General features: G+C 70.9%; 12 protein-coding genes and 1 pseudogene. 5 read left to right on the forward strand and 8 right to left on the reverse strand.

The genetic code is table 11. From position 1 onward, the window contains the following. Nucleotides 1-33: 33 nt before the first annotated feature. From chrA to AB0C30_RS52600, 4 genes and pseudogenes are all read right to left on the reverse strand, one after another. A complete protein-coding gene (gene chrA / locus AB0C30_RS52585; protein ID WP_357958774.1) occupies nt 34-1,239 on the reverse strand; it encodes a chromate efflux transporter in 1,206 nt (401 codons plus the stop codon). Continuing rightward, the gene (locus tag AB0C30_RS52590) at nt 1,236-1,922 is read right to left on the reverse strand and encodes a TVP38/TMEM64 family protein (protein WP_357958777.1); all 687 of its coding nucleotides are present in this window, start codon (nt 1,920-1,922) and stop codon (nt 1,236-1,238) included. Before AB0C30_RS52590 ends, chrA begins: the two co-directional genes overlap by 4 nt. A 539-nt stretch (nt 1,923-2,461) precedes the next feature. Further along, nucleotides 2,462-2,740 (reverse strand): hypothetical protein, encoded by a 279-nt coding sequence (locus AB0C30_RS52595; protein WP_357958944.1) that lies wholly within the window; start codon nt 2,738-2,740, stop codon nt 2,462-2,464. A 172-nt stretch (nt 2,741-2,912) separates the two neighbouring features. After that, nucleotides 2,913-3,449: pseudogene (locus tag AB0C30_RS52600) on the reverse strand (FAD-dependent monooxygenase); the annotation flags it as partial. Between the two features lie 59 nt (nt 3,450-3,508). Here AB0C30_RS52600 and AB0C30_RS52605 point away from each other — a divergent pair. After that, on the forward strand, nt 3,509-4,096 hold the full coding sequence (locus tag AB0C30_RS52605) for a TetR family transcriptional regulator (RefSeq protein ID WP_357958780.1): 588 nt from the start codon (nt 3,509-3,511) through the stop codon (nt 4,094-4,096). Between the two features lie 9 nt (nt 4,097-4,105). On the opposite strand, the gene AB0C30_RS52610 is transcribed toward AB0C30_RS52605, so the two are convergent. The 3 genes from AB0C30_RS52610 to AB0C30_RS52620 form a co-directional block, all read right to left on the reverse strand. Continuing rightward, the gene (locus AB0C30_RS52610; protein ID WP_357958783.1) at nt 4,106-4,675 is read right to left on the reverse strand and encodes a hypothetical protein; all 570 of its coding nucleotides are present in this window, start codon (nt 4,673-4,675) and stop codon (nt 4,106-4,108) included. A gap of 258 nt (nt 4,676-4,933) precedes the next feature. Further along, on the reverse strand, nt 4,934-6,109 hold the full coding sequence (locus AB0C30_RS52615; protein ID WP_357958786.1) for a winged helix DNA-binding domain-containing protein: 1,176 nt from the start codon (nt 6,107-6,109) through the stop codon (nt 4,934-4,936). Between the two features lie 6 nt (nt 6,110-6,115). Beyond that, nucleotides 6,116-6,733 carry a DinB family protein gene (locus AB0C30_RS52620; protein WP_357958789.1) on the reverse strand — a complete coding sequence of 206 codons (618 nt, stop codon included), beginning with the start codon at nt 6,731-6,733 and terminating at the stop codon, nt 6,116-6,118. A gap of 61 nt (nt 6,734-6,794) precedes the next feature. On the opposite strand from AB0C30_RS52620, the gene AB0C30_RS52625 reads away from it, so the two are divergent. From AB0C30_RS52625 to AB0C30_RS52635, 3 genes are all read left to right on the forward strand, one after another. After that, nucleotides 6,795-7,799: a YafY family protein gene (locus AB0C30_RS52625; protein ID WP_357958793.1), complete on the forward strand. Its 1,005-nt coding sequence runs from the start codon at nt 6,795-6,797 to the stop codon at nt 7,797-7,799. 114 nt (nt 7,800-7,913) lie between these two features. After that, nucleotides 7,914-8,327: a ribonuclease domain-containing protein gene (locus AB0C30_RS52630; protein ID WP_357958796.1), complete on the forward strand. Its 414-nt coding sequence runs from the start codon at nt 7,914-7,916 to the stop codon at nt 8,325-8,327. Between the two features lie 7 nt (nt 8,328-8,334). After that, complete coding sequence (locus AB0C30_RS52635; protein WP_357958799.1) at nt 8,335-8,703, forward strand: barstar family protein; 369 nt, start codon at nt 8,335-8,337, stop codon at nt 8,701-8,703. 74 nt (nt 8,704-8,777) lie between these two features. Here the strand turns inward: AB0C30_RS52635 and AB0C30_RS52640 are convergent, their stop codons facing one another. Continuing rightward, on the reverse strand, nt 8,778-10,298 hold the full coding sequence (locus AB0C30_RS52640) for a helicase HerA-like domain-containing protein (protein ID WP_357958802.1): 1,521 nt from the start codon (nt 10,296-10,298) through the stop codon (nt 8,778-8,780). Nucleotides 10,299-10,713: 415 nt separating this feature from the next. Here AB0C30_RS52640 and AB0C30_RS52645 point away from each other — a divergent pair, with 415 nt between their 5' ends. Further along, nucleotides 10,714-11,877 (forward strand): Cmx/CmrA family chloramphenicol efflux MFS transporter, encoded by a 1,164-nt coding sequence (locus tag AB0C30_RS52645; RefSeq protein ID WP_357958805.1) that lies wholly within the window; start codon nt 10,714-10,716, stop codon nt 11,875-11,877. Nucleotides 11,878-11,982 lie beyond the last annotated feature (105 nt).

The following is an 11,982-nucleotide window of genomic DNA, read 5'->3' on the forward strand; positions in this document are numbered from 1 at the left end:
GCTCCGCGCACTCGGCGGGGCGGGGCCGGGGCGTCAGAACAGCAGGGTGTGCGCGATGCCGATGGCGGCGCCGCCGGCGATGAACCAGGCGTTGTTGAGCCGCGTCTTCCACAACAGTACGAGCGTGACCACGGCGATGACCGCGGTGAGCGGGTCGATGATCGCGGTCCGGCCCAGTTCGTAGGACACCCCGGCCATGAGAGCGAGGGCGGCGGCGTTGAGGCCGTCGAGCAGGGCGGAGGTCCACTCGCTGGAGCGGAGCTTGTCGGTGAGTTTGGTGAGCAGGCCGACGAAGACGAACGAGGGCAGGAAGATGGCCACGGTGGCCAGGAACGCGCCCAGCGGCCCAGCGATCATGTAGCCGACGAAGGTGGCGGTGGTGAACACCGGCCCCGGGGTGACCTGGCCGACCGACACGGCGTCGATGAGCTGCTGGTTGGTGATCCAGCCGAGCCGGTCGACGAAGTCGCCGCGCAGGAAGGCCAGCAGCACGTAGCCGCTGCCGTACAGCACCGAACCGATCTTCAGCATGGTGGCGAACAGCTGAAGCAGCTGGCCGCCCGTGGGGTCGCCGAACACCGGCAACCCACCGATCATCGGGGACCCGCCGAACGTCAGCAGTGGTGCGGCGAGCACCCCGTGGGCCGCGCCCCGGCCCGGCGGGCGGCGCAGGGCTCGGGCCGTGGCGGCCAGCGCCGCCCCGGCCGCCAGTACCAGCAGTTCGTTGACGCCCAGCAGGTACGCGGCCAGCGCGGCGGCCGCCAGCACACCCAGCCAGACGGTCTTGACCACGGTGCGCAGCATGCCGAACAGCGCGTGCGCGATGATCGCGATCACCGCCGGGACGATGCCGTACAACAGACCCTCGGCCGCCGGCGTGCTGCCGTAGGTGACGTACGCCCAGGCCAGGGCCGTGACCATCAGCGCGGCCGGGAGGATGAAGCACACCCCGGCGGCGATCAGGCCGCGCCACCGGGCCCGGTCGTAACCGAGGTGGATGGCCAGTTCGGTGGAGTTGGGGCCGGGGATGAGGTTGGTGGCGCCCATCAGGTCCACGAACCGCTGGTCGCTGACCCAGCCGCGGCGGCGTACCAGCTCGTCGCGCATCATCGCGGTGTGCGCGGCCGGGCCGCCGAAGGCGATCAAGCCCAGCTTGAGGAACACCAGCGTCACCTCACGCAGCCGACGCCGGGCCGCCACCGGGTCCTGCCCGTGCGCTCCGGGCTCGTCCTGGCTCACCTGGACCCGGCCGGATCTTCCGCGTCCGGCTGCTCGACGCCGAGCCGACCGTCGACCAGCAGGCCGGCCAATCCGATCGCGCCGCAGATCACGGTGACGACGACCAGCGCAGGATCGGTACGCCCGGTGAGCGCGTCACCGAGGAGGACGACCGCGATCGTGCCGGGAGCCACACCGACGGCCGTGGCGACCAGGAAGGGCACGAGCCGGACCGACGACACGCCCGCGCAGTAGTTGACCAGCGGAAAGGGAACCGGCCCGATCAGCCGCAGCGACCCGACGGCGAGCCAGCCACGACGGGCGAGGCGCCGGTTGACCGCCGCGACCGCCGGGTGGGTCAACCGCGCGGCGACCGCGTCGCGACCGATCGCGCGGGCGAGCAGAAAGGCCAGCGCCGCGCTCACCGTGGTCGCGCAGAGCGCGATGGCGATGCCGGTGACCGGCTCGAACAGGAGCCCGGCGCCGAAGGTGAACGGGGACCGCGGGAAGGCGATGGTTACCAGCGCATGCGTGACGAAGAACATGAGAGGAAGCCACGGACCGGCCGCCCGTGCCCAGTCGCGGATCTGTTGGGCGTCCGGATACGGAACGAACAGCGCGATCGTCACGAACGCCGCGAGCAGCACCACGACCCCGATCAGTCTCGGAGTACGGAGCCATCGCGCACGGCGGCGTATCAGCATGGAAGGTGCTTTCAGTTTTACGCGGAGCGGGCTGGAACAGCTCGATGAGATTACCAGCGGGGTCGGCGAGCAGTGATCGGTTGTGACGGATAGTAATCGTGAGGTAATTTTCTGTCATAGCCGGGTGCCTGACTGGCGCTCGGTCCCCGCCCCCGTTGGTGTCCGCACCAACGGGAAAGCGTCCGGCGGGGCGGTGGCCCAAGAGGCGCACTCCCTCCAGGAGCGCGCAGTCAGGCCCCGACAACGCGGTTCTCACCCACGGTCCGCCCGGCTTGCCGGACAGACGCGGCTTCGGCTTCCACCGAATCACTACCCGGCCCCGATCGGGTGCGACGAGACTACGCCGATGTCGCTTTATCTAGGTAAACACAGGGAACCGAAGACGCTCCAATGCGTCGTGGCGGCCGATCCGTGGTGGCGAGGAACCTCGCGGATCTTGTCGCACAACGTGATCACGTAGTCGAAGCCCGTGACCGCGTCCAGCGACTGCGGCCGCCGGGGTTCGAGGTCGATGCCGTAGTCCTCACGCAGAGTAACCTTTAGGCGCGCCAGAGGGCGGCGAGTTGCCGGACGGCCAGCCGGGACGGTACGGCGCGGAACAACATGTCGCGCACCCAGGCGGCGGCGCCGGTCTGGGAGGTCAGCCGCGATTGCCGGGACGCCGCCCGCATGATGCCGTTGGCCCTGGGCCTGCGCTCGGCGTCGTAGCACAGGAGCCGCTGGGCGACGTCCACCGGTTCGGCGCCGGTCAGGTGGCGGGTCAGCGCGGCCGCGTCTTCGAAGGCCTGGCTGGCGCCCTGGCCGAGGTCGGGTGGCATGGCGTGCGCGGCGTCGCCGAGAAGTGCGATCCGGCCGGCCGCGTACGAGGGCAGGGGTTCGGCCAGGCAGGCGATCGGATCGACATAGATGGCCGAACATCGCCCCGCTGCGACGGTCGACCAGCTGGCTGGCGAGCAGTTCCGGCGCCAGGCCGGGAGGGCGGGGCAGCATGCCGCGCAGGTCCAGCCGGCCGGTCCGCCGCAGCCCGGGATGGCCGGGGAAGAGCTGCGCGCGCAGCCTGCTGCCGATGCCGTCGGCCGCGATCACCGCATCCGCTCTCGTGATGGGGCCGCCATCGCTGATCACGGTCACCCCGGTGGGGTCGGGTTCCAGGCGCTCGACCAGGGTCACGGTGCGCACCAGGTCGGGGGGTAGCGGGGCGCGTAGCGCCTGGTGCAGTTCCGCTCGTTCGATCATGACGGGCGCCCCGATCTCCTGCTGCGCCTGGGTCAAGTCGGTGACCAGCAGCGGCCGTCCCCGCCGGTCCCGCAAGCCGCCATGGGTCGCCCGCATGACGTGCCCGCGAACATCGCCGGCCAGCCCCAGCGCCTCCAGCGCGCGGAGCCCGTTGGGCATGACCACGATCCCGGTGCCCGCCTCCCGGAGCTCCGCGCCGCGTTCGAAGAGCGTCACCTCGTGGCCCAGGCGGTGCAGCCCCACCGCCGCCGCCACTCCCCCGAGCCCGGCACCGACCACCGCGATCCTCATGGGACCTCCTCGCCGATTCACTACGATCGTACTAGTACGACTATTGGTAGCATGGCCGCATGCCGCCGACCAATCCGGCCCGTCGCCGAGCTCTGACCGATGCCGCCATCGAGCTGCTGGCGTCCTCGGGCGTCCATGGGCTGACCCACCGTGCGGTGGAGAAGCAGGCGGACCTGCCACCAGGAACGGCCTCGAACTATTTCCGCAGCCGGGAAGCACTGCTGGTGGCCGCCGCCGAGCGCATCGTCGAACTGCATCACGCCGACACCGACCAGGCCATCGACCGGGCCGCCGAGCAGCCCACGACGCTGGTCGACCTGTGGACGCAATCGCTGCTCACAGCCGCGACCACCCTGCGCGACCGCTACCTGGCGATCTTCGAACTGCAGATGGAGGCCGCGCGCCGGCCGGCGCTCGCCTCGGCGCTCGCGAGCCTGCAGGACACGGCGTCGCTGCTCACCGCCGGCTACCACGACAAGCTCGGCCTCACCATCCCGCGCGAGAGGATCCCGGCCCTGATCACGCTCTACGGGGGTGCGCTGTTCACCCTGGTCGCCGCGCCGCCGGGGAGCGTCAGCAGGGCGGCCGTCCAGAACGTGGTCGAGGTCATGGTGCACGGCTGCGCCGTACCTGAGGACCGGCGATGAGGTGATCGCTCAGCGCGGCGCGCTCAGGAGGCCGTCGACCTTCTCGGCCGGGTACGGCGTCGTGCGAGCAACGCCGAACAACTCCCAGTAGAAGTCGTTCATGACTGCCGCGACAGGTGCGTACCGGCGGATCACCGCGGCGACGGCCGGCGGAGCACCGACGGGGTCCGCACCGGCCGCGCACGCGCGGATGTACGCGTTGCGCCGCACGGGCCCGCCCTCTCGTGGCACCGCCACCCCGCAGATGTTGGTGACGAGCCAGTTGACCAGCTGCATCAGCGCGTAACCCGTGTCATGCGTCGCGTTGCGGGCCAGAAACCCGCTCTCGCGGGCGGACAGGTCGAACCGAGGGGAGGTCGCCAGCCCGAAGTCGGCGATGTACAGGCGTCGGCCGTCGGTCAGGACGTTGCCGAAGGGGGCGTCGAAGTGCGTCAGCCCATGGCCGTTCATGAACGCCACATCGGCCGGCAGGCGTGACCCGACCATGGCGCACGCCGCTACCGCTGCGTCCCGGCCGGCGGCGAGTTGTGCGGCGAGCCAGTCATGGAGGCTGTGCGGGATGAATTCCTGAAAGAGCACGACGCAGGCGGTGGCTCGCGCAAGGGCGTGCAGGCGTCGCCGTACCGCCGGTCACTGCGCAACGCCAGCGCGCTCGCCACAGCGCTGTATCTGCCAAGACGCTCACCCCGGGACATGTCCAAGCCGCGCGGTTCCAGCGGGTGACCTCCTTCATGATCGGCTCGCTTGAGCAGACGCTACACCCGCGCGCCGGCTGCGCCCTCTCCAGGGATTTCTGACGATCCCGTGCTCAGGGGAAGCGGCTCGCGGGTGTAGCGGTCAGCGGGGAGACGCGTCGATCTGTACGCGGTCGCTCTCGCCGTCGGAGAGGAACGCCGCCAGCTCCTGCCCCTGCTCGGCGACCTCAGCCCGGTCGGCTCGGGAGAAGCCGCCCAGCGGGGTGACGATCACGGTGCCCGCCTGGACGCTCCAGGTCGCGGCGACCCGGCCGTCGACCAGGACAACTCGGGCCCCGGCGACCGACAGGAGGCGGTGGGCGTCGTCGATGATCCGGCCGCGGTCGTGGTAACCGAGGAGCGCGTTGTCGAACGCCGGCAGGAACCGTACCGGGGCCGGTGTGTCGGGGTCGGGGCGCGGCGCGTCGGGGAGGTCCAGCAGGACCCGGCCGCGCTCGTCCCGGAAGGTGACCAGCTCCTCTCGTATCGCGGCCACCGCGCCCGGCAGTCCGGCCAGGCCGCACCAAGCCCGTAGGTCGGCCGAGGCCGCCGGACCGAACGCGGCCAGATAGCGTCGCACCAGCGCTTGACCGACCGGATCGGAGCCGACTGGATCGGAGGCGTTCGGATCAGAGCCGACCGGATCAGTGCCGACCGGACCGGAGCCATTCGGACCGGAGCCGTTCCGGGCCGGTGGGTCGATCTCACGCCCCAGCCAGGAGGAGAGCAGGACGTTGCGTACTCCCGCCCTCGAACGCCACACCCCACGCGGCGGCAGCTGCGCCATCGGGATGAGCGCGGCGACCAGCATCTCGCCCAGGGCCCGCGGCCCCGGCTCTGGCCAGCGCTCGGCCAGCGCCCGCGCGAGCTCGCTCATCGAGCGCGGCTCGTCGTCGGCCATCACCGCCCGTCCTGCCGCCGCGAGCTCGTCGAGATCCACCCCGGCGAGCTCGCGGCGATAGGTCCCGAGTACGCGTTGACGCAGCATGGCGTCATGGCGGCCCCGCCAGGCCAGGACGTCGTCGGCGGTCAGGAGGTGGACGGTGCGGCGCATGAGGTGGGTACGCACCACGCCCCGCCGGATGAGCAGGTCCGAGAGCGCCGCCGGGTCGAACGCCCGCAACCGCGACCAGAGCCCGACGAACGGTTCCTGCGGCTCCTGCGCCTGCAGGCCGCACAGGTGCGCGACGGCGTCGAGCACCGGCATGTCGGCGCGATCGAGCAGCAACTGCCGGGCGAGCGTCGCGCGGTTGAGCGCCCGGGTGTCCAGAACGGTCATCGCCGCTCAGGTCGACTTCTGACCGTCGAGCGTTTCGCGCAGGATGTCGGCGTGCCCGGCGTGCTGGGAGGTCTCGGCGATGACGTGCATCAGCACCCCGCGCACGCTGCGCACCGCGCCCGGCTCGTGCCAGGGTGCCTCCGGTAGCGGCTGCGTCGCCGACAGGTCGGGGACGGCGGCGACGATCTCCGCGGTGCGGGCGGCGACCTGCTCGTAACCAGCCAGGATCCCGGCCAGCGTGTCGCCGGGCAGCATCTGGAAGTCGTTCTGGTGGTCGATCATCCACTGCGGGAACTCGCGTGCGGTACCGGCCGCGATGTCGGCCCAGGTGACGCCCTCGGGCAGGCCGTACGTCATCGCCGACGGGCCGTCGACCACGAAGCGCAGCCACGTTTCCTCCATGGACGCGACGTGCTTGACCAGCCCGCCCAGGCACAGCGCGCTGACCGTCGGGCGCTCGCCGAGCTGCTCGTCGCTGAGCTCGCGGACGGTGTTGATCAGGGCCGATCGGGCGTTCGCGATCGCGGCGAGCAGGTCGCCCCGCTCGGCGTCGAGGGTTACGGGGGGCGTGGTGGTGGCGGTCACGGCGTTCGGGCCTTTCGCGTTGTCGTCGTTGTCTGGCACACGACAACAGTCGCAGAGGTAGCGGACAGGGAGTGGCCTCTTCTCCGGGCAAAATGAGGTCATGCCGAAGACTTCCGCGCGACTGCTGTCGTTGCTGTCGCTGCTCCAGACGCGCCGGGAATGGCCGGGGGCGCTGCTGGCCGAGCGGCTGGAGATCAGCCCGCGCACCGTACGCCGCGACGTCGACCGCCTGCGTGAGCTCGGCTATCCCATCCTGGCCTTCAAGGGGCCCGACGGCGGCTACCGGCTCGACGCAGGCGCGGAGCTGCCCCCGTTGCTGTTCGACGACGAGCAGGCCGTCGCCCTGGCCATCGCGCTCCAGACCGCCGCCACCTCCAGTGGGGCGGGCATCGAGGAAGCCGCGGCGCGCGCGCTGAACACCGTCCGGCAGGTCATGCCCGCACGGCTGCGCCACCGGATCGACACCCTCCAGATCACCGCCGTCGAGCGGCCGGCGCGCCGACCGGGCCCACAGGTCGACAGCGGCGTCCTCATGGCGATCAGCGCCGCCGTCCACGCCCGGGAGGTGCTGCGCTTCGACTACCCACCCGGTGTGGACGACGACGGTATGCCGACCCCGCCGCGCCGGGCGCAGCCCCATCACCTCGTCACCTGGGGCGGGCGCTGGTACCTCGTCGCCTGGGACCTCGACCGCGAGGATTGGCGCACCTTCCGCGCCGATCGGATCACCCCGCGCACCCCTACAGGGCCCCGCTTCACCCCGCGCGAGCTGCCCGGAGGCGACCTGGTCGCCTTCGTGACCAGCAAGTTCCGGGGCGTCGACAGTGCCGGCAACTGGCCCTGTCGCGGCGAGGTGATCCTCGACCTACCCGCCGCCGCCGTCTCCCGCTTCGCCCACGACGGAGTCGTCGAGGAGCTCGGCCCGAACCGCTGCCGGCTCGTCCTGACCTCGTGGTCCTGGACCGGCCTGGCCGCCACCCTCGGCAGGTTCGACGCCGACATGGAGGTCGTCGGCCCGGCCGAGCTCAAGAACGCCTTCGCGCGCCTGGCCCGCCGTTATGCCAGCGCGGCAACCGACATAGCCGCCCCGCCGGGTACAGAGTGATTGAGCAGGAGCCGTCCGCGAAGTGTTCACCTTCCCCTTGGCATTCTTTGCCGTGATTTGACCTGAGATGAGCGGCGAACATGACCATGTCTGTCACCCTCCGAAGGAGGCCTCGTGCACACACAGCCGCGCCCCCGCCCTTCCTGGCCGGTACGACTGACCGTCGTCCTCGCCGCCATCACCTCCCTGGTCGGCCCGGTCGGCATCACCCCCGCCAACGCCACGGTCTACAACTCCTGCACCATCTCCCGCTGCGCCGACGCACGCTCGGCCAACTCGATCTGGGCCGCCAAGAACTACCCCACCAGCAGCGGCTGGTACGCCTGGACGGACGGCAGGTACAACTACACCGGCGGGCGCTTCTACAACCGGGAAGGCCAGCTGCCCAGCGGCGCCACCTACTATGAGTACGACGTTTACTCCCGGGCGCGGGGTGCCGCGCGTGACGCGTACCGGATCGTCGTCAACCGCAGCAGCGGTGTGACGTGGTTCTCCCCCAACCACTACACCGACTTCTACCGGCTCTAGGACCGCCATGACCGCCGCCGCACATCCGCCGCCGCACTGGCTGACAGTGTCCACCGGCCCTGCGCCGACGCTGGTGGATGGGCGGGCCTGCCGGACGCGTGCCGCCTTCTTCGAGGAGGTGGCACGCGCCCTGCGCCTTCCCGGCCACTTCGGCCGCAACTGGGACGCGCTCACCGACTCCTTGCGCGATGTCGGCGCGGTCACCCTGATCGTCGGGCACGCGGAGGAACTGCTCAGCGCCGAGCCTCCCGGGCAGCTCGCGACCCTGCTGGCCGTCCTTGCCGACGCGGCCAAGACGGGGCTGACCGCGACCCTGTGCACCGACCCCGGCCACGAGGCCCTGCTCCGGCAGCGGGTCGCCGCCGCGCTGGCCTGAAACCCCGGGCCGCGCCCTCCCAGGCTCGGGCGGCTTCATATGCGCCGGCGCGGGCCGGGTCCGCGTGCGTTGATTCAGCGTCGCCCGCGACGGGCGGTACCGAAGATGGATCTGGTGATCTCCCGGCCGAGGCTGGAGGCCGCCGACCGCGCCAGGGACTGGAACTCCTTCGACTCCAGCACCCGCTCCAGCATGGACTGCTTCGCCTCTCGCTCCGGCTCTCGCTCCGGCTCTCGCTCCGGCTCTCGCGGGGTTTCGCGAGCGGGGCCCTTGGGAGGCTCGGCCAGTTTCGCGGACAGGATCTCGTAGGCCGACTGGCGGTCGACCGCCGTACCGTACTTCCGCTGAAGTGGCGAGGCGGCGATAACGCCTTGGATCACGTCCGGGCTCGACGGTCCCATGAGCGTCTGAGGGGCGCGCAGCCGCGTCCAGGCGACCGGGGTCGGCGCGCCCGTCTCGGACAGGACCGTCACGACGGCCTCGCCGATGCCGACCTCGGTGAGCAGCCGCTCCAGGTCGTAGGAGGACGCGGGAAAGGTCGAGACGGTGGCCTTGAGCGCCTTGGCGTCCTGGGGGGTGAAGGCTCGCAGGGCGTGCTGCACGCGCGCGCCCAGCTGGGCCAGCACGTCCGTCGGCACGTCGTTCGGCGTCTGGGTGACGAAGAACACGCCCACACCCTTCGACCGGATCAGCCGTACGGTCTGGGCGATCGACTGCAGGAACGCCTTGGACGCGTCGTCGAACAGCAGATGCGCCTCGTCGAAGAAGAACACGAGCTTCGGCTTGTCGACATCCCCCACCTCGGGGAGCTCGTGGAACAGGTCGGCGAGCAGCCACATCAGGAAGGTGGAGAAGAGCTGCGGCCGGTCCTGTACGGCGGGCAGCTCGAGAACGGAGATCACCCCATGACCGTCCGGCGTCACCCGGAGCAGGTCGCGCACGTCGAACTCCGGCTCGCCGAAGAACGCCTCCGCCCCCTGCGCCTCGAAGTTGGTCAAGGCACGCAGGATGACCCCGGCCGTCGCCGCCGACAGCCCGCCGATGCCGCTCAGCACCTCCGGCGTGGTGGTCAGATACCGGATGACCGCGATCAGGTCTTTGAGATCGAGCAGCGGCAGCCCTTGCTTGTCGGCGAAGTGGAAGATCAGCCCGAGAGTCGACTCCTGCGTCTCGTTGAGCCCGAGGACCTTGGCGAGGAGGGTCGGGCCGAAGGCGGTCATGGTGCCGCGGATCGGGATGCCGTCTCCCAGACCGCCCAGGGAGAAGAACTCCACCGGACAGGCCGCGGGCTGCCAGGTCTCGCCCACCTCGGCGGCGCGCCGGGTGACGCGCTCGGAGGCCGTACCCGGTGAGGCCAGGCCCGACAGGTCGCCCTTGATGTCGGCGAGGAAGACCGGGACTCCCTGGGCGGCGAGCTGCTCCGCCATGAGCTGGAGGGTCTTGGTCTTTCCGGTCCCGGTGGCGCCGGCGACCAGTCCGTGCCGGTTCAGCATGCTCAGGGGGATGCGGATCCGCTCGGCGGAGTCGGCGGTGCCGTCCTCGCGCACCAGGGCACCAAGCTCCAGTGCCGCTCCTTCGAAGTCGTACCCCTTCATCGCTTCTCCCCTCCGGACGTCCACCGAGGGGTCGTGCGCATCATGCTCACTTCGCAGGTGCGAAAAACCCGCGTCTGGGCAAAAGCGATTATGCGCTGGACGAGTTCTGTGACATTTGACTATCGTGTGGCCTATGTCCAGTCCTGAGGCGTCAAGACGCTAGCCACCGGTTCTTCCGGTGGCTTCTCGTGATGTCACGCGGCAGCGCCGCCCCCTGAGGCCAGCGCGCCCTTTCGTCACTCCCGCCGCCGGATCACCGTCGTACGGACTGATTCGTTCCAGGAGTTCCGCCCCTGTCGTGGTGCCGGACCTGGTCCTTTCCTTTCACGCGGTAGCGCCCGCGTCCCTGATGGACGCTGGTGCGCGCCGCGTCGTCCTGTGATGCCCTTTCAACGCGGCCTGGAGTCTTTCGCTCATGCCCTTCGCCATCTACATCCTCGGACTGGCGGTCTTCGCCCAAGGAACGTCCGAGTTCATGCTCTCCGGACTGGTTCCGAACATCGCCGCTGAACTGAACGTGTCCATCCCGGCCGCCGGCGCGCTGACGTCCGCCTTCGCCGCGGGAATGATCGTGGGAGCGCCGCTGATGGCGGTGCTCAGTATGCGCTGGCCACGTAGACGGGCACTGCTCGTCTTCCTGGTCGCGTTCATGCTCGTGCACGTCGCCGGCGCCCTCACCGCCAGCTTCTCCGTGCTCCTGGTGACCAGGGTGCTCGGAGCGCTGGCCAACGCCGGCTTCCTCGCCGTGGGGCTCGCGACGGCGGCCGGCATGGCCCCGCCGAACGCCAAGGGGCGGGCCACCTCCATCCTGCTGGGCGGCATCACGCTCGCCTGCGTCGCCGGGGTGCCCGCCGGTGCCGCGCTCGGTCAGACGTTCGGCTGGCGGTCGGCGTTCTGGGCCGTGGCCCTGATCTCCCTGCCGGCCGTCTTCGCCGTGCTGCGCTCGGTGCCGGACGTCGCGCCGGCGACGGGGGACCCCCGCGCGGGGCGCGAACTCCGGGCCCTGCGCGGCCCGCGGCTGCTCGTCGTGCTGGTGCTGGCCGCGCTGGTGAACGCCGCCACCTTCTGTACGTTCACGTACCTGACCCCATTGGTCACCAACGTGAGCGGCTTCTCGCCGGGCTGGGTGCCGGCGGTGCTGGCGCTGTTCGGTCTCGGGTCGTTCGCCGGGGTGACCATCGGCGGGCGCCTGTCCGACACGCGGCCGACGCTGGTCCTGATCGCGGGCGGGATCGCCCTGCTCGCCGGGTGGGCGCTCTTCGCCGCCACGGCCGGCAGCCCGGTCGCCACGCTCCTGCTCGTCTTCGTCCAGGGGACCCTGTCGTTCGCCGTCGGCTCGACCCTGATCGCCCAGGTTCTGTACGCGGCCACCCAGGCGCCCTCGCTCGGCGGCTCCTTCGCGACCGCGGCCCTCAACGTGGGCGCGGCGGCCGGTCCCGCCATCGGCGGCGCCACCATCGCCGCCGGGCTCGGCTACCACTCGCCTCTGTGGGTCAGCGCCGTGCTGGTGGCGGCGGCGTTCGCCACAGCGGGCCTCGCCGAGGCCGTACGGCGTCACGCTGTGGTGGCCGCACGGTAACCTAGGGCCACCTGGCGCGCTCGCGCACGCGTGCTTTTGGTCGTTCCCTACAACTGTGGAGCCTTGGTGTGCTCCCTCTGCGACATTTCCCTACGAGCCGGCAGA

The organism is Nonomuraea sp. NPDC048901 (genome assembly GCF_040649695.1).
Taxonomy (GTDB): Bacteria; Actinomycetota; Actinomycetes; order Streptosporangiales; family Streptosporangiaceae; genus Nonomuraea.